19 protein-coding genes are annotated in these 17,449 nt (G+C 57.0%); 2 read left to right on the top strand and 17 right to left on the bottom strand.

What is annotated here, in order from left to right; all coding sequences use genetic code 11:
* Positions 1-401 precede the first annotated feature (401 nt).
* The 13 genes from GFC01_RS02315 to GFC01_RS18685 all read right to left on the bottom strand — a co-directional run bounded on the left by GFC01_RS02315 (position 402) and on the right by GFC01_RS18685 (position 12,423).
* Complete coding sequence (locus GFC01_RS02315; RefSeq protein ID WP_152945032.1) at positions 402-1,607, bottom strand: argininosuccinate synthase; 1,206 nt, start codon at positions 1,605-1,607, stop codon at positions 402-404.
* Positions 1,608-1,729: 122 nt separating this feature from the next.
* Positions 1,730-1,972, bottom strand: a complete 243-nt coding sequence (locus GFC01_RS02310) for a hypothetical protein (protein ID WP_152945031.1) — start codon at positions 1,970-1,972, stop codon at positions 1,730-1,732.
* On the bottom strand, positions 1,973-2,914 hold the full coding sequence (argF, locus tag GFC01_RS02305) for an ornithine carbamoyltransferase (RefSeq protein ID WP_194174758.1): 942 nt from the start codon (positions 2,912-2,914) through the stop codon (positions 1,973-1,975).
* Positions 2,915-3,057: 143 nt separating this feature from the next.
* Positions 3,058-4,254: an acetylornithine transaminase gene (locus tag GFC01_RS02300; RefSeq protein WP_152945029.1), complete on the bottom strand. Its 1,197-nt coding sequence runs from the start codon at positions 4,252-4,254 to the stop codon at positions 3,058-3,060.
* A gap of 51 nt (positions 4,255-4,305) precedes the next feature.
* Positions 4,306-5,193 carry an acetylglutamate kinase gene (gene argB, locus GFC01_RS02295; protein ID WP_152945028.1) on the bottom strand — a complete coding sequence of 296 codons (888 nt, stop codon included), beginning with the start codon at positions 5,191-5,193 and terminating at the stop codon, positions 4,306-4,308.
* A 13-nt stretch (positions 5,194-5,206) separates the two neighbouring features.
* Complete coding sequence (gene argJ, locus GFC01_RS02290; protein ID WP_152945027.1) at positions 5,207-6,421, bottom strand: bifunctional glutamate N-acetyltransferase/amino-acid acetyltransferase ArgJ; 1,215 nt, start codon at positions 6,419-6,421, stop codon at positions 5,207-5,209.
* An 85-nt stretch (positions 6,422-6,506) separates the two neighbouring features.
* On the bottom strand, positions 6,507-7,547 hold the full coding sequence (gene argC / locus GFC01_RS02285; protein WP_152945026.1) for an N-acetyl-gamma-glutamyl-phosphate reductase: 1,041 nt from the start codon (positions 7,545-7,547) through the stop codon (positions 6,507-6,509).
* Between the two features lie 276 nt (positions 7,548-7,823).
* Positions 7,824-8,060, bottom strand: coding sequence for a hypothetical protein (locus GFC01_RS02280; RefSeq protein WP_152945025.1), 237 nt, complete (start codon positions 8,058-8,060; stop codon positions 7,824-7,826).
* Positions 8,061-8,312, bottom strand: coding sequence for a hypothetical protein (locus GFC01_RS02275; protein WP_152945024.1), 252 nt, complete (start codon positions 8,310-8,312; stop codon positions 8,061-8,063).
* A gap of 111 nt (positions 8,313-8,423) precedes the next feature.
* On the bottom strand, positions 8,424-9,791 hold the full coding sequence (locus GFC01_RS02270) for an MFS transporter (RefSeq protein ID WP_152945023.1): 1,368 nt from the start codon (positions 9,789-9,791) through the stop codon (positions 8,424-8,426).
* A 424-nt stretch (positions 9,792-10,215) separates the two neighbouring features.
* Positions 10,216-10,365, bottom strand: a complete 150-nt coding sequence (locus GFC01_RS18690) for a hypothetical protein (protein ID WP_194174757.1) — start codon at positions 10,363-10,365, stop codon at positions 10,216-10,218.
* A gap of 67 nt (positions 10,366-10,432) precedes the next feature.
* Positions 10,433-11,887 (bottom strand): putative sulfate exporter family transporter, encoded by a 1,455-nt coding sequence (locus tag GFC01_RS02265; RefSeq protein WP_152945022.1) that lies wholly within the window; start codon positions 11,885-11,887, stop codon positions 10,433-10,435.
* A 377-nt stretch (positions 11,888-12,264) separates the two neighbouring features.
* On the bottom strand, positions 12,265-12,423 hold the full coding sequence (locus GFC01_RS18685) for a hypothetical protein (protein ID WP_194174756.1): 159 nt from the start codon (positions 12,421-12,423) through the stop codon (positions 12,265-12,267).
* 112 nt (positions 12,424-12,535) lie between these two features.
* Here GFC01_RS18685 and sfsA point away from each other — a divergent pair, with 112 nt between their 5' ends.
* Positions 12,536-13,252, top strand: a complete 717-nt coding sequence (gene sfsA, locus GFC01_RS02255; RefSeq protein WP_152945021.1) for a DNA/RNA nuclease SfsA — start codon at positions 12,536-12,538, stop codon at positions 13,250-13,252.
* Positions 13,253-13,549: 297 nt separating this feature from the next.
* Here sfsA and GFC01_RS02250 read toward each other — a convergent pair whose 3' ends face one another.
* Complete coding sequence (locus GFC01_RS02250; protein ID WP_152945020.1) at positions 13,550-14,146, bottom strand: Ig-like domain-containing domain; 597 nt, start codon at positions 14,144-14,146, stop codon at positions 13,550-13,552.
* Here GFC01_RS02250 and GFC01_RS19200 point away from each other — a divergent pair.
* Positions 14,045-14,314, top strand: a complete 270-nt coding sequence (locus GFC01_RS19200) for a helix-turn-helix domain-containing protein (RefSeq protein WP_341473714.1) — start codon at positions 14,045-14,047, stop codon at positions 14,312-14,314. The genes GFC01_RS02250 and GFC01_RS19200 overlap by 102 nt on opposite strands.
* Positions 14,315-14,710: 396 nt before the next feature.
* Here the strand turns inward: GFC01_RS19200 and GFC01_RS02240 are convergent, their stop codons facing one another.
* The 3 genes from GFC01_RS02240 to GFC01_RS02230 all read right to left on the bottom strand — a co-directional run bounded on the left by GFC01_RS02240 (position 14,711) and on the right by GFC01_RS02230 (position 17,336).
* The gene (locus GFC01_RS02240) at positions 14,711-16,159 is read right to left on the bottom strand and encodes a transposase (protein ID WP_152945019.1); all 1,449 of its coding nucleotides are present in this window, start codon (positions 16,157-16,159) and stop codon (positions 14,711-14,713) included.
* Between the two features lies 1 nt (position 16,160).
* Positions 16,161-16,781: an IS607 family transposase gene (locus GFC01_RS02235; protein ID WP_243137160.1), complete on the bottom strand. Its 621-nt coding sequence runs from the start codon at positions 16,779-16,781 to the stop codon at positions 16,161-16,163.
* 72 nt (positions 16,782-16,853) lie between these two features.
* Positions 16,854-17,336, bottom strand: coding sequence for a serine/threonine protein kinase (locus GFC01_RS02230; protein ID WP_243137159.1), 483 nt, complete (start codon positions 17,334-17,336; stop codon positions 16,854-16,856).
* Positions 17,337-17,449 lie beyond the last annotated feature (113 nt).

The following is a 17,449-nucleotide window of genomic DNA, read 5'->3' as shown; positions in this document are numbered from 1 at the left end:
AAGGGATCCTCCCCCGGAAGGTAGGACTGCTTCCGGTTTATTTAACCCTCAAAAGAGGCCGGGCGATTCTTACGGCCCGTCTCCGGTACGGGCAGGGGGGCCGCAAGAGATGCATATCTGCCGGAACAGTAACCGGTACCCGAAAGTTCCGGGGGTACGACCCCCTGAAAGACCGGTACCGCCGGAGGCGGTACCGGTAAAGGCAGTGTGTGTTTGCGTGTTTTCCGTCCTTTCGTTCCAACGAGGTCAGGGGTCCGGGGGCAGATCCGGGGGTATATGGCTTTCGTGTTTTTGGAGCTTTTGTTCCCACCACAAAGGGGGAAACCAAAGGTCCGGGAGCGGAACGACGGGTGTAACTTTTTGTGTTTTGGGAAGCTTTTGTCCCAATCCGGTTGTTGGGATCAGCGCAGGCCGGCCTTTTTCTCCATCAGCGCCCTCACTTTTAAAGGCAAACCAAACAGGTTGATGAACCCGGCCGCATCGGCCTGGTTATAGATCTCATCCCGGCCAAAGGTGGCCAGCTCCGGATCGTAAAGGGAATAGGGGGAAGTAACTCCGGCCGGTGTGCAGTTACCCTTGTACAGTTTCAGGCGCACCGTACCGGTAACCGTGCGCTGGGTCACGTCCACGAAAGCATCCAGAGCCTCCCGCAGCGGGGAGAACCATACACCGTCGTAGACCAGCTCGGCATAGCGGGCAGCCACCATTTCTTTGAAATGGAGGGTGCTCCGGTCCAGGGTCAGCAGCTCCAGCTCCCGGTGAGCCAGGTACAGGATGGTGCCGCCGGGGGTTTCATATACACCCCGGGATTTCATCCCCACCAGGCGGTTTTCCACCATATCCACAATACCGATGCCGTTGGCGCCCCCCAGGGCGTTTAATTTTTCCACCAGGGAAACGGGATCCGGCTCTTCGCCGTTTATTCTGCGGGGCCTCCCCTTTTCAAAATATATTTCCACGTAAGCCGGCTCATCCGGAGCCTTTTCCGGGGGGGTGGTCAGCAAAAGCACATCATCCGGAGGTTCTCTGGACGGATCCTCCAGATCCCCTCCTTCATGGCTTAAATGCCATATGTTGCGGTCCATGCTGTAGGGCCGCTCTTTGGTTACGGGAACGGGAATCCCCCGGGCCCGGGCGTAATCAATGGCATCTTCCCGGGAACGGATGTCCCATTCCCGCCAGGGGGCGATGATTTTCAGGTCCGGATTCAGCGCCTTTACGCACAGTTCAAAGCGCACCTGGTCGTTACCCTTGCCCGTGGCCCCGTGGGCCACAGCGATCGCCCCTTCCTTTTCCGCCACCTCCACCAGCTTTTTGGCAATCAGGGGGCGGGCCATGGAAGTGCCCAGAAGATACTTGCCCTCATAAATGGCGCCGGCCCTTAAGGTGGGGAAGATGTAATTCTCCACAAATTCCCTTTTCACATCCTCGATGTAAATTTTGCTGGCCCCGCTTTTGACGGCCTTTTCCTCCAGGGGGGCCAGTTCCTCTCCCTGCCCCAGGTCGGCCACCATGGCAATCACTTCATAACCATAGTTTTCCTTCAGCCAGGGAATGATGATGGACGTATCCAGCCCGCCGGAGTAGGCCAGCACTACTTTTTTCATTTTCAGCAATCCCTCCCTCGAAAATAGATTTTCATGCCTTATGTTGGGAACGAATGTTCCCATGGGTAACTCCATCTAATATCATGTTGTAATATCATGTTCTCTGCCCGTTATGCCCCCACTTATCCCCTTCGCCTCCACAGCCACAGGACAATGGCCCAGCCTGTGAATATGCCGGTAAACCAGGCGCCCAGCTGCACGGGCAGGCGGGAAAAGTCCCGGCTTATCACAGCCAGCACCACAATGCCCCCACCGCCCAGGAGGGCCAGCAGGATGGGCACCCGCCATCCGGGGGACGGGCGGGATTGTTTGCGCAGGGATTTCTTCCTCCGGTCCACCGGTATCACCGACCATTCCATGATCAATCAACCCATCACCAGGGCCAGCACGGCCTTCTGGGCGTGCAGCCGGTTTTCGGCCTCGTCCCAGACCACCGAGTGGGGACCGTCGATGATCTGTGCGCTCACTTCTTCGCCCCGGTGGGCGGGCAGGCAGTGTAAAAAGATAAAGTCCGGCCTGGCATGGCGTACCAGCTCTTCGTTTACCTGGTAGGGGGCAAAAATTTTCCGGCGCACGTCCTGCTCCCGCTCCTGGCCCATACTGGCCCAGACATCGGTCACCACCACATCGGCATCCCGGACTGCTTCAACCGGATCGGTAGCAATTTCAATGCGGCTTCCGGTGGCCGCAGCATCGGTTTTGGCCTTTTCCACAATCTCTGCCCGGGGTTGGTAACCCGGGGGCGAGGCCACACTCATATGCATCCCCGTTTTGGCGCAGCCAAAGAGCAGGGAGTGGCACACATTGTTGCCGTCCCCCACATAGGCCAGCTTCAGTCCGGCCAGCCCGCCCTTGTGCTCCCGGATGGTCAACAGGTCTGCCAGAATCTGGCAGGGATGCTCCAGGTCGGTCAGCCCGTTGATCACCGGAATATCGGCGTAACGGGCCAGCTCCTCCACATCGGACTGGGCGTAGGTACGGATCATGATGCCGTCCAGGTAGCGGGAGAGCACCCGGGCGGTGTCGGCAATGGTTTCCCCCCGGCCCAGCTGCAGGTCGGCAGCATTGAGGTAAAGGGCATAGCCCCCCAGCTGGTACATGCCCACCTCAAAGGAAACCCGGGTGCGGGTGGATGACTTTTGAAAGATCATGCCCAGGGTCTTGCCGGCCAGGCAGGAGCAGGGTTTACCCTTTTTTTGCCCGTCCTTTAACCCGGCGGCCAGGTCCAGGATGGTGTTTATTTCTTCCGGCGTGAAGTCATGCAGGGAAAGGAGATCCCGGCCTTTAAAATGTTCTCTCACTCCCATCAGCCCCTTATTTTTACGCTAACTTACCTTGCGTTAAATTCAAGAAAAACATGCATCATTCCTGCCTGGCCTGGTAAAAAGCCCGGTTACCTGAAAATGGGGGTAATAATTGCGGTCAACGCGCTTAAGACACGGCGTTGTCCCTAACATTTTATCTCACCCATGACGCCGGACAGGATGGCGATGGCTGCATCCACATCGGCCGGGGTGATGATCAGGGGGGGCAGGAAGCGCAGGATGTGGCCGTCCACACAGTTGATTAAAAGACCCCGTTCCCGGCAGCGGTCCACAATTTCTTTGCCTGCCACGGACAGCTCCACCCCCAGCATCAGGCCCCGGCCGCGCACCTCCCGGATGAAGGGGAACCGGTGCGCCAGTTCCGAAAGGCGCTCCTGGAAGTAAGCCCCCACCCGGGCGGCGTTTTCCACCACGCCCTCACCCAGCAGGTACTCCATGGCCGCCAGGCCGGCAGCACAGGCCAGGGGGTTGCCGCCGAAGGTGGAGGCGTGATCCCCGGGTTTAAAAGCTGCCGCCACCTCTTCCCTGGCCACCATGGCCCCAATGGGAAAGCCGCCGCCCAGGGCCTTGGCCAGGGTGAAAATGTCGGGCTCCACGCCGTAATGCTGGTAGGCCAGGAATTTGCCCGTGCGCCCCAGGCCGCACTGCACCTCGTCGAAAATTAGCAGCGCGCCGTGGCGGTGGCAGAGATCCCGGGCCGTTTTTAAAAATGCCTGCGTGGCCACATGCACCCCGCCTTCACCCTGCACCGGCTCCAGAAGCACGGCACAGGTGCGGGAATCCACGGCCCGGGAAAGGGCTTCCACATCGTTGAAGGGTACATATTTAAAGCCCGCCGGCAGGGGCTCGAAGCCCTGCTGGTATTTGGGCTGGGCCGTGGCGGTGATGGCCGCCAGGGTACGGCCGTGGAAGGACTGCAGGGCGGTGATAATCTCATATTTCTCCGGACCGCCGTGGAGCTTGCCGTACTTGCGGGCCAGTTTGATGGCCGCCTCGTTGGCCTCGGCGCCGCTGTTGCAGAAAAACACCCGGTCGCCGCAGGAATTCTCCACCAGCAGCCTGGCCAGCCGGGCCTGGGGCTCAATGTAATAGAGGTTGGAAACATGGATCAATGTGCGGGCCTGGGCGGCTATGGCCTCCACCACCGCCGGGTGGCAGTGACCCAGGGAGCAGACGGCCAGGCCGGCCACAAAGTCCAGGTATTCCTTCCCGTCCGCATCCCACACCCGGGCGCCCTCTCCCCGCACCAGGGCCAGGGGCAGGCGCCCGTACGTGTGCATTACATATTGATCGGTTAACTGGATTATCTCTGCACCGGTCATTTTTGTACTCCCTTCATCCAGATATCCCTATCAGGTTCCGTGACCCGTCATTTACCGCACCACCATGGTCCCGATGCCCTTATCCGTAAACACTTCCAGCAAAATGGAGTGGGGCACCCGCCCGTCCAGAATGTGGGTGGTGTTCACGCCGCCGTAAAGGGCGGCGGTACAGCACTCCACCTTGGGAATCATCCCGCCCTCAATAATTCCCCGGGCAATTAAATCGGGAACATCATCCGCCCGGATAACCGACAGGAGGGAATCCCTGTTATTCCTGTCCTCCAGGACACCCTCCACATCGGTCAGGATGATCAATTTGTCGGCATTCAGGGCCACGGCCAGTTCCGCAGCGGCGGTGTCGGCGTTGACGTTGTAGCTTTCCCCCTCGGCGCCCACGGCCACCGGGGAAACCACCGGGATATAACCCTCCCGGATCAGGGTGTCCACAATGGCCGGGTTCACCTTTTTCACCTGGCCCACATAGCCGATATCCACCATTTCCACCGTCCCGTCGGGCTGGTAAACCTTGCCCGGCTTTTTAACCGCCTGCAAAAGGCAGGCATCCTTGCCCGAGAGGCCCACGGCCTTGCCGCCGAAGCGGTTGATCATGGCCACGATTTCTTTATTGAGCTTGCCGGCCAGGACCATTTCCACAATCTCCATGGTCGCCTCATCGGTAACCCGCAGGCCGCCCACAAAGCGCGATTCAATGCCCAGCTTTTTGAGCATGGCCGTAATTTCCGGTCCCCCGCCGTGGACGATAACCGGATGGATGCCCACATATTTCATCAGGACCACGTCGGTCAATACCGCTTTTTTCAACTCGCAGTCCACCATGGCGTGACCGCCGTATTTGATGACCACCGTCTTGCCGTAAAACTTTTTTATGTAGGGCAGGGCCTCCACCAGGATGCCCGCCTTCTCCTGCGCGCTGAGCAACAAGACACCCCCATTATGTCCGGTAGTGGGCGTTGATGTTGATATATTCCTCGGTCAGGTCGCAGCCCCAGGCCGTGGCTTCATGCCCCCCGGCATGCAGATCGATCAGCACCTTCACCTCATCTCCCGCCAGCACCTGCCCGGCCGCCTCCTCGTCAAAGGGCAGGGCCGCACCGTTTTTGGCCACCGGGACGTCTCCCAGGAAAATATCCACCCGGTCCGGGTCGAATTGGGCTCCGGAGTAACCGGCGGCGCAGATGATGCGCCCCCAGTTGGCATCCCGGCCGTAAATGGCCGTCTTGACCAGGTCCGAAGAAACCACCGCCCGGGCGGCCAGGCGGGCGTCCTTTTCCGTGGGGGCGTTGATCACCTTCACTTCCAGCAGTTTGGTGGCCCCCTCCCCGTCCCCGGCCACCGCCCGGGCCAGCCGGGTGCATACGGCAGTCAGGGCGTCCCGAAAAAGGTAATAGTCATGACCGGCAGCGGTGATTTCCGGGTTACCGGCCCGGCCATTGGCCAGGGCCAGGACCATATCGTTGGTGCTGGTATCCCCGTCCACACTGATCATGTTGAAAGAACGGTCAACCGCGTAGCGCAGCATTTCCTGCAGGCAGGACGCCGGAACGGCGGCATCGGTGGTGATAAAGCAGAGCATGGTGGCCATGCTGGGATGGACCATCCCGGAACCCTTGGCACAACCACCTATGGTCACCCGGCGGCCGCTTAAGATGAGGGACACCGCCGCCTCCTTGGGCTCGGTGTCGGTGGTCATGATGGCCTCGGCGGCCGCCGCCCCCCCGTCCGGTCCCAGTTCCCGGGCAGCGGCCGCAATGCCCGGCAGGATGCGGTCCATGGGCAGGGGCAATCCGATCACCCCGGTGGAGGCCACCAGGACATCCTCTTCGGGAATATTCAATACCCGGGCCGTCTCAATGGCCATGGCCCTGGCATCCACGATACCCTGTTCCCCGTTGCAGGTATTGGCATTGCCGCTGTTCACCACTATGGCCCGGGCACGCCCCCGGGAGATACGCTCCATGGTCACCAGCACCGGGGCGCCCTTTACCAGGTTGGTGGTAAACACCCCGGCCGCGCTGGCCGGAACCTCGGAAACAATTAAAGCCAGGTCCCGCCTTCCCTTGTATTTAACGCCGGCGGCCACCCCCGCGGCCAGGAACCCCTCTGGCGCAGTTACACCGCCGGTAATTTCTTCCCATTGCCCGGTCAAAATAAAACCCCCTTTTCAGTCGTTGGACTTCGGCTACCGGTCGCCGGAGGATCGACCGTCAAAGCCGGTTGTGCTTGCGGTCACATTACGGGTACATACCCGGACCGGCCAGCCCCGTATCCTCCGGCAGGCCGAACATTATATTCATATTCTGCACCGCCTGTCCGGCAGCACCCTTGATCAGGTTGTCAATGGCCGACACCACCACCACCCGGCCGGTGCGGGAATCAACCACCAGGCCGATGTCACAGTGGTTGGAACCCACCACCATTTTGGTGGCCGGCAGCATCCCGGCAGGCAACACCCGGACAAATTTCGCCTCCCGGTAGAATTCCCGGTACAGGCTCAAAATTTCCTCCTGGCCCAAAGACATGAGCAGCCGGGCATAAATGGTGCTCAAAATACCCCGGTTCATGGGCGTCAGGTGGGGGGTAAAGGAAATGACCACCCTTTTCCCGGCCAGGCCGCTCAGCTCCTGCTCCATCTCCGGGGTATGGCGGTGGGAGGCCACCCCGTAGGCCTTGATGCTTTCGTTGACTTCACAGTAATGGGTGGTCAGGGACAGGCCCCGCCCGGCGCCGGAGACACCGGATTTAGAATCTATCACTATGGTATCCGTATCTACCAGGCCCCTTTTCAGGAGCGGGGCCAGGGCCAGTATGGCCGAGGTGGGATAACAGCCCGGATTGGCCACCAGGCGGGCGGAACGGATTTTCTCCCGGTGGATTTCCGGCAGGCCGTACACCGCCCGGGGCAACAGCTCCGGGGCCGTATGCTCCAGCCGGTACCAGTCCTGGTAAACCTGCACCTCATGCAGGCGGAAGTCGGCCCCCAGGTCCACCAGTGCCCTGCCGGCCTGCAGCACCTCCCGGGCCACGGCCATGGCGTGGCCGTGGGGCAGGGCGGTGAAAACAACGTCGCTTTCCGCCAGCAAAGCCGGCAGATCCTGCTCCCGGCAGATTATATCCACATAACCGTAAAGGTGGGGATAAACCTCCCAGAAGGCCTGGCCGGCATAACTCTGGGTGGTCAGGCCCACCAGCTGCACTGCCGGGTGGGAGCTCAACAACCTGACCAGTTCGGCCCCGGCATAGCCGGTGGCGCCAATGACACTCGCTTTAACCATAATCGGCCCGGTGCATTGATTAAACCCGCCGGGGCGGGCTTACGGTCACCGGTGTACTCCTTTCTTTACGGTAGTATCAATGGTCTGCTACATACCCGATTGCTTTATAATTATAAATTTAAATGCATAATAATACAACACCCGTTTTCCTGAAAAATAAATAAAAATGGCCGGGCGGATTTGTTCCCGGCAATACCATCGGTTCTCTACGTCCTGTTCGCCGGCAGGACGGGCACCGGCACCCCATATGGAGGGTGATGCATAATAACGCGGTCTTTATATAACGCTCCCTTTGGACTGGGTGGCATCAAAGATGTCCGAATCATTCAAAGCCCCCAGGGAGAAACTGGCGGGAAAATCGCCATTCTGGGCGCCCGTACTGGTGTTGGACTTGGTGAACACGCTCAGGTCGGTAACTATGGAAGAGCCAAAGCTGATCGAAGAGTTATGTTCCATCGTATTTACTTTAAAACCAAGCATGTTGATCTGAACCGGAAAGAAAATCACCGGCATTTACTTCACCTCCCCCATGTTCACCGGCAGGCGCCGCTGCTGGCAGACGGGCATATCGGTTAAATCGCTGTCATCGAAAACAATGTTGCTCCCATCCACATCACTGGCATCCCCATACTGGGAGCCGATCCCTGAATTCGATTTACTGATGGCCGTCCAATCGGGAAAAAAGTTCTGTCCCACCCCAATGGCGGCACCGGTTTGTATTACGTTTATCTTAAGGAAAAAAATGTTGATGGATACCGGCAACAAGACTCTCGCCTCCCTTCCCGATAATATATTCCCGGTGCGCGGCGGAAGGTGAGATGTCCCGGTGGTGCTCCGGATGGAAAATGCCGGGTGGTGACCCTGCTTTGCTTAAAACTACTCCCTGATTTCAGCCGCCCGGGGGAAACGGCAGGCGAGGAAAAGGGCCAGCAAAAGCCCCCCTATGGCCAGCAGGTTCAATACCGTGAATACCGCCGGCACACCCAGGTGGTCGGCCAGCACCCCCAGCAGGGTTACCCCTACGCCGCCCATGCCCACGCCAAAACCAATGGTGAAGCCGCTGGCCAGCCCCTTGTTATGAGGCATGAGCTGCTGGCCCAGAACGATGGTGGTGGAAAAGGTGCTGATCAGTGACATACCGATCAGGGCCAGCAACGCCAGGGAGGCAAAACCGCCGCCGGCACGCTGAAAGAGGTAAATCAGCGGAATGAGCAGGGCCATGGAACCGGCCATCACCCGGGGCGCGCCCAGAACATCGGTCAAAGGCCCGCCCAGGAGGGTGCCCAGGGCCCCGGCCAGCAGGAAGACGGAAACAAAGTAGCCGGCCACATGGGGATCGCCATGCAGGTAATCGGTATAATACAGCGGTATATAGGTGGATAACCCCGCGTGCAGCCAGGAACGGAAGATAATATAAACCAGCAGCAAAGAGAAGGCGGCCAGGATACCCCGCCTGCCTTTCGGAACGGCCGGAGCGGCAGCGTATGCCTGCGGGTCAAAGGCCCGGCCACCGTCCGGCCCCGCCTCCTTCCGCCCCGTTGTTCCCGCTCCGGCTTGTTTCCGACCAACAGGCGAAACACCGGAACCGGTAGTGGAAACCGGCGGGCCAACCGGGATCCCGGAAACCCGGCCGGCCTTTCCGGCGGCTTCCCCCGGGGCGGAAACCGGGGAGCCGGCCGGTATACCCCTCAACGCCCCTTTCCCCGAACCAACCCGGGACCAGTAAAAGGTCAGGAGACCTGCCGTGAGCAAGCCGGGCAAAAGAAAATAAACCGTGGCCTGCGGCCCGCCCATGGTCAGCAGCCAGGCCATAAACAGCGACCCCAGGCCGAAACCCAGGTTCCCCCCCACGGAAAACACGGCCATGCCGCTGCCCTTGCGTGTGCCGCTGGCCAGGTTGGCCTCCCGGGAACCCTCCGGGTGGTAGGCGGCCACCCCCAGGCTGGATATGGCCACGGCCGCCAGGAGCAGGGCAAACCAGGGCAATCGGCCGGTGAGGGCCAGGCCTATTCCGGCCACCAGACAACCGGCGGGCATCAACCAGCGGGCCGGGCGCCGGTCGGCCACGTAGCCGAAAAGGGGCTGGATGACAGAAGAAGCCACGTTGGATACCAGTACCAGCAGGCTGGTCTGGGCGTAGGACAGGACAAAGGCCTGCTTTAATACCGGCAAAAGGGCGGGCAGGGCTCCCTGGGCCATATCGGTGACCAGGTGTCCCCAGGACAACAGCAATAGCCTGCTCATTGCCGGTCGCTTCCGTTTTTCCACCGGTTCCGCCGGTATTACCTTTGGGTTAACTTCCGTTTTGGACAAGGACAAACTACCTTCACCTCCAGGGTATATCCTGCGTGAAATGGCCACAGGAAAATTACATTTGAATCCTGAGAATTCCGGTGGCCAGCCGTTTTCCAGCCCGCCACCGTCAGTGTCATAAGTTTAATGATACTCCCGAAATTCCTGCCTGGCAATGTCAAACAGCAGGCAATTTTTTGGTTAATATATTAATATTCAACTGTTTTTATCTTTTTATGAAGACTTACTCTGTACCCTGAATAAGTTCATACCAGGTACGTTAACTTACTGCGGGTTGAAATATAAATATAAAAGACCTGCCGCCCTGATGGCGGCAGGTCCCGCCGGCGCAGGTCGCTTTAATAGATCTTTTATATCAGGAAAGACTTCCACTGGCCAGAATCAGTACAACCAGAAGGACTATCCCCAAACCCAGGCTCCAGCCGATAAGCTTTTTCTCCGCCGGCATGAGCTCCACATACTGCTCTTCTTCGGGAAGCGGCTTTTGTAATGCGGGTTCCGGCATTTAAATCCCCCCTTGAAAACGTTTGCCAGTCTTTCCGTCCTTTACCTTTACCGGCTTTGTTCACATGTCAGCCTTTGATCACAGGCGGATGGATACCGTGGAAGAAAATCCAGGAGATGAACAGCCCCACCCAGATAATGAACCCGAACAGGCATAGCAAATAAACCAGGGCCAGCTTGCCCATCCCCTCTTCCCGAAGCTTGCGGAAGTCGGAAATCAGGCCGATGGAGAAGAAGGTCAGGGCAAAGAAGATGCCCCGCAGGCTGTCGGCCTGGCCGATGCCGGCCTTGGCCGCTTTCATCAGATCCGGAGAAGAGAGGCCGATAGCCAGGAGGATGACAAAGGTCAACACATAACCAATGACAAACTTGGGGAAGCGGTACCATACTTCCATGGGGGAAACCTTTTCCCCGGGCTTGCATTCAATGGCGTAACACCAGACCACAGCCAGCACAAAGGCCCAGATGCCAATAAAGATGTCGATGAAAACCTTGGTGGTCACCGCAGCCATGAGAATCCAGTCCTTTTCGTAGGCAATGCCCAGGACGGACATGGCTTTGGCCCGGACCAGGGCGTCGGTGATGGCCCCGCTGGCCGCCGCCGCTCCGTCGGTTTTCACCGCCAGGCCCATCCAGGCACCGGCCACCATGGGCTCGTTAAACAGGAACCCCTGGGCCAGCCAGGGCAGGAGCACCAGCTCCACCACGGCAAAGACGATGACCAGGGAAGAGACGATGATCGGCACCACCGGCCGGGAACGGATGGCCGCCCCGGTGGCAATGGCCGCCGAAACGCCGCAAATGGATATGCCGGAGGCCAGGGGCGCGGCCCACTCCGGCGTAAACCGGAAATACTTGCGGGAGATGAAGTAAACAATGGGCCAGTAAAGAAGGTAGGCCTCCACAATGGCGCAGAAGCCCCGGAAAAGCACCGTGCTGGCCAGGCCGATGGATTCAGAAGCCTTGATGCCGATGGTGGCGCCCAGAATCACTATGGCCGTCTTGATAAACCACTCCGGCCTGGCCGCCTCCTGCAGAAAACGGCTGACAGCGGGGAAAAGATTGGCCAGTATAAGACCAACCAGCAGGGCTACGACAAATCCGGCCTCACCGGTAAGACTTAAGGACCAGGGAATTTTAAACCTGGCCAGCACATCGGGAGTGGCGGCGATATAGGCATAATTGCCACAGATCCAGCAGGCATAGGTTATCCAGAAAATGATGGTGAAACCGGCCACAAATTTTTTCAGATTCCAGCCCATGGTGGCGGCACCAATGGTGGTTACAGCCAGCATAAAGACGTAGGTCAACAGCAGGGAGAGAATCCCCGGCATGCCCTTATAGGCATCAGATACCGGAGACAGGGCTTTGGAAAGATCAGTCCAGACGTTGGTTTTGACCACCCAGCCCAGCAGGTCCATCCCGGCCAGCTTGCCCAGACCCAGAACAAAAATAAACAGACCCAGCCAGACAGCCCACCAGTCTTCACTATTCAACAGGGAAGACCGCTGCGTGGAAGACATGTTTTTCCCCCCTTCGATCCATTTGGCACAAATAAGGGTATATTGGCCCACCAGAAAACCACAAGCCATTCCACCATTCCAGTGACCATCCGGCAGCAACACTCCCAAACACACACCAGCTTTTTCCCGGCTACCATCACCCCCCCGAATGGCTTCCATTGCTAAAAATAATTATACAACTGGCCTATTATTATTAAAACAGGTAATTATGTCGATATTTGTCAACAGGGTAATAACCATGGTCGTTTTCCCGAAAAGGGTGTCCATATGGAAATTCCGGCCGGCAAAAAAGAGTAATTGGATAATCCAGACAATAAAAAACCCCCGGCAAAAGGGGGTTCGGAATGACTCGCTCCCGAACGGCACTGCCGAATAAATTACTCTTTCCCGGTCGGGGCATCCAGCGCCTGCATGGCTTCCGTGGCACAGGCCGCCGCCGGCCCGCCGCCCATCAATACGGCCACACCAGTGGCCCCATTTCGGTAACCAGTATAACAAATTAATCTTTTTCTTAACTTTCGACCCGGCTCCAGCATTGCCTTCCTGACCTGGCAAATATTTTTGGGTCCTGTCAAAAAGGAACACTGTCCTTATGGAGAATTAATTAAATATGAAACAGGTTGTTTGCCAGGCGAGGTTTATTTTTAAATGATCGTTTGCCTGCCCCTGCCGGAAAAATCAGAAGAAGCATTTTTCTTACGCCGGCTGAACCGTTTTGCGGCCGAAATTTCGTTGCAGGGCAAGCGGGAAATAGCCCACGTGCCCAGTTCCGGCCGCATGGCCGAGCTGCTGGTGCCCGGCGCCCGGGTCTGGGTGAAACGCCATAAAAACGAAGGACACAAAACCACGTGCCGCCTGCTCCTGGTGGAACACAGGCCCATTCTGGTTTCCGTGGACGCCACCCTGCCCAACAGGCTGGTGGCCCGGGCTCTGCAGGCCGGCGCCATCCGGCCCTTTGTTCAGTATGACCGGATTCGCCCCGAATATTCCCTGGGCCACAGCCGTTTCGACTTCATGTTAAGTGGCCCGGCCGGCCGGTGCCTGCTGGAAGTAAAATCAGTCACCCTGGTGGAAAATAAAGTGGCCCTCTTCCCCGATGCCCCTTCCCTAAGGGGGACAAAGCACCTGGAGGAACTGGCCGCGTTACGCAAAGACGGAATGGAGACAGCCGTGCTCTTTATTGTCCAGCGGGAAGATGCCACTTGCTTCGCCCCCCACCGGCGGCAGGACCCCGCTTTTGCTACCGCCCTGGCCCAGGCTGCAGCAAAAGGGGTGCAGGTGCTGGCCTACCGCTGCCGGGTAACCTTAAGGGCCGTTCATTTAGAAAAGCCTATTCCGGTAAAATTAAATGACGCCCGGCCCTGACGGTCACCCGGGTTCTCATCAACGCACTCACAACCGGGGATTTCCGGATAATCGTCAGGAATGGGATTGGCCGTAGCCTGCTGTGCCTGGACAAAGGACAGGTTTTCGTTGCAATAAGGGCAAATCCACATTTCACGGAGGGAAGCCGAGTAGGAAAAACCGCCACAGAAGGGACATCTTTTCATATACAACCCATCACCCCCCTATACCTGAAACGGACTTGCACCACCGGGTCAGCGCCCATGCCGGGCGCAACCACAAATAGTGCGGGGATTTAATTTATCCCCGCACCATTTCTTAAATTACTTGTTCAACCTGATCAGCAGGTGGCGCCGGAGTGCCGCCTCCGCTGCCACCGCCACCTCCAGTGGCTGCCGCCGCTGCGGTAAAGCTGAAGCTGTAGCCTGTCGTCAAAGGGTTGCCGGCCCGGTCTTTGACCGCTCCCGCCGGCAGGTAGACCGTGTACGACACGCTGTTGTTCAGGTTGGCGACCGGGTCGATGGTCAGGATGCTGCCGCTTAAACTGTACACAGCATTGACTACGGTGTTGCCGCCATCCTTCAGGGTAATGCCGCTGAAATTGCTCCCCTGTTGCACCGTTTCGCTGAAGTTCACCGTAATGGTTTGCCCCACCGGTACTCCGGTCGCCCCATTTGCCGGGGTCGTGCTGGCTACCGTCGGCGGTGTTGTATCGTCACCGGCGGAAAGTGAGATGTCCACAAACTCGGAACAAGTTTCATTTTGCGCGATATCTTCAATATAGAACCCATACAGGTACTCGCCCGGGGGCAGATACTCCGCCTCGAGTTCCAATTTCGAAGGATCCTGCACTGTGAAGGGTTCGCCCGGAACATCTCCGTCTTTGTCCGTAGCGGTGTCATAGTAATAGAACATTGGAGTGATGACGTCCCGGTCACCCTTGCCCGCAAAGAGAAAGAGTTTGAAATACTGGCCTTACTGGCAAAAAACCCCAACCGGATTTTCAAAAGCGAGCAGTTGTTGGATCTGGTTTGGCAGTCAAAGGAGGTCAACTTTCCCTATACAAAGTTATATATCAGTTAACTAACATATAACTTCGTACCAGGGTACTCATCGTACAGACAGTATTACTGCCGACGGCTACCTCCGTCACCGTCTGGCCCGACCTTAAACCCCCGGAGGGGAAGCCCCGCGTATCCGCAGAGCAGATACGCGCCTGGCAGGTTTATGGCTTTAAGGCGGCACTCCAGCGTTTTTCCGTCCCGCAGGACAAACTTCCTGCTTGCGCAGGGAGCTGCCCCTTGGGCACATACCGGAGGGGGGAGTTACCCCGCCTACCTGCCGCTCCCGCTCTCCCCTTGAACGGTTACTAAACCGCGAACACTGCTCTATCTATGCACATATTCTGTCCTTTTCTATCACGGGTGCCCGGCCTCCCAGGAAATCCGGGCGCGAGGCGAGAAGGGCAGGCTCGAAAGTTTATGCAATTTTTAGCTTTGCGTGAGTCAGGTAATTCTCGATTGTCCAACTCTTTTCATAGTCGCCGTTTTTCCTGGCTTTTTTGCGGGCAGTCTTGACCATGCCGAAAAGCTTGCCCCAGGTGGAAAGGTGCGGCTGTCCTTCCTTAGGCGCCAGCAGCCTCTTGACTCCCCTGGGCAGCTTTTCTTTGCAGCCCAGCGCCCGCCTGGCGATGACCAGGGCGGCAGCCTGGTGGACGGCCAGGCCGTAGGTGTCTTTATACTTGGTAAACCCGATGAGGGAAGTGAACTTCGGGTCTACCGTAAAAACTGCAATTCCTTCTTTTCTTAAGCGGATGACCAGATTGACAAACATCGCCCGGTGCGAAAAGTTGTGGCTCATCCGGTTGAAGAAACGGTTGGTGTCGTGGTCCTGATTGAAATACAGCTCCTCCAGGGCAACCTGGGTGACACCCTGTTTCTTTAACCACCCGGCAATTTCTCTGCAGAGGTTGCCGATGATGTGTAACCTTTTTTCATGGCTTACGTAGGGCAGGTCCGGACAGGGAAAATTGCGCGAAATCAGGTAATTGCCGTTGGGATGAACAATGGTTACCGAAATAACCTGCGGGTTCAAGTCTATCCCGCCCATTTTTGATGACTGGTCGACCTCTTTATTGTCTTCCAAAGCAAAGGAAATGTGGCAGAAAAACCGGTTCTTTTTGCGGATGACCTGCACCGTGTAGGGCCGGCCGGTGGCTAAATATTCAGCCAGGTACTTGACGTAAGAAGCAGGTATGGACAGCGGCAGCGTGATCCAGTCTTCCTTCCGGCGGGGAATGCCCCGCCCCAGTTTTATATCTTCGTCTTCCGGGGGCAGGTAAACATTCAGTAAGAAATTTTCTCCGTCGAAGAAGATTTCCGTGTTGGCGTTGCCCGGCTGTCCTTTTAACCCCTTCTGGTTGGCCTGGCCGACGCTGGTAAAGGAATTGCTCCGCAGTTCCCGCCACTCTTCTTTGGAAAGCTTGCCTTTCGTCAAAGCAATGAAATTTTTCTTTCCGCCGAAGACAGCGGGGGGAACGGTACCTTTTTCTTTATGCGATTGCCAGTAAGAAAGCTTGCCCTTCAGTTCTTCGATCCTGTTTAAAATTCCTTTGCGGTGGATAAACTTTTCCGTCCGTTCCAGCTTCTCTTCGGCTTTTTTGATTTTCGCCTCCAGGTCGTGAATGTACATGTCGATGAGTTCTTTCTGAGAGCGGATGGTATCTTCCGCTTCGGCACAGGCCCACTGGCACCACCGGGCATTGCGGATGAATTTTTCTTGAAGGGAGGAAATGATTTCGTCCCGTTTGACGCCCCGGCGGATGGCCTGGTAGGCGGTACGCTTGGCAGCCTGAAAGATGCGCATAAAGTCGGTCAAGACTGCCGCCATACGCTCATCCACGGTCAAAACGCCTTTTATGGTGAACATGTTATTCGGCTTTTTCGGCGGCTTCAATGTCTTTCATGGCCTCCCTTACTTTTTTTCGGAACTCCTTGCTCCGGTGGCCGTATAACTTGGCGCTGAAACTGGAAAGAATGGCTAACATGTCAGCGACAAGCTCTTCCTGAAGGGATTTCGGTTCTGCCCCATTGACGACTTCTACCCGGACACCAAAAGCGTTGAGGTATTTTTCGATGTAATTGCAGCCGAACCGGGCCAGCCTGTCTTTGAATTCGACTACCACCAGGTCGATTTTCCCTTCGCGGACCATTTTAAAAATCCGGTCGATACCTTTTCTTTTTTCGTTCAGTCCTGAACCCTGTTCGGCAATGACTGCTTTTATCTCGTAACCCTTTTCCCGGGCATATCTTTCTAAACGCTGCTTTTGGCGTTCCAGGTTTCCTTCGCCGGCCTGTTTCGCCGAAGATACCCGGGCGTAGATTGCGGCCCGAACGCCTTTGGGCTGATTTTCTCCCAAAAGGCGCAGGATTTCGCTCCGGGCGTAGCGCCTTTGGCCGGAAGGAGTGCGGGTGGCCTGGATTTTACCTGCCTTTTCCCACCGGCGCAGGGTCATGGGTACGACGCCCAGAATTTCACAAGCTTTTCGCATCGGTAGATAATTTTCCAGTTCATGTTTCATAAGGTAAGTATAATATTGTATAGTAAATAAGTCAACTGTTGACTAGACTGCCGGGTTTTCCCCGGGCAAAACTGTGGCAATGCCGAAGTCGATAATTTTGACCCGGCCGGTTTCCGGATTCCAGACGATGTGGGACGGGTTGATATCTTTGTGAATGATCCCCCGCCGGTGAATCATATCCAGTGTCCCGGCCACCTTGACGGCAAGAGACAGGAAGGTATGCAAATCCATTTTCACGAACGGCCGGAAACGGTCCAGCGACGCACCTCCGAAATCTTCCAGTACCATAACAAGATAACCCTGGTCCCTTTCAAAGGCATATGCTTCAACAACCCCTTCTGCGGGCAGGCCGCGGATAATTTCGTACTCCCGTTTGAAGCCGGCGGTTTCTTCAAGCGCCGGATATCGCCTGTTCAGTATTTTGAGAACGACGGGCCGGTCGTCTGCCTTGCGGCGGGCACGGTAGACGACAGAGTTTTTCTTATGGAGTTGTTCAATAATCCGGTAATTGACAGGTTGCAGCATAATTTCTTTCCTTTTTAATTTTTATCCACCGGGAGGTTGTTAGATGTGATTATTCAACAAGCTCTGCAGCTTCCCTCCCGTCTGGTATTGACTGTTGGAAAGAAATTGTCGTT

Source organism: Desulfofundulus thermobenzoicus (genome assembly GCF_009428905.1).
In the GTDB taxonomy this organism is placed as follows: Bacteria; Bacillota; Desulfotomaculia; order Desulfotomaculales; family Desulfovirgulaceae; genus Desulfofundulus_A; species Desulfofundulus_A thermobenzoicus.
The sequence above is the reverse complement of the archived record's forward strand: the minus strand, read 5'-3'. Positions and strand labels throughout refer to the sequence as shown.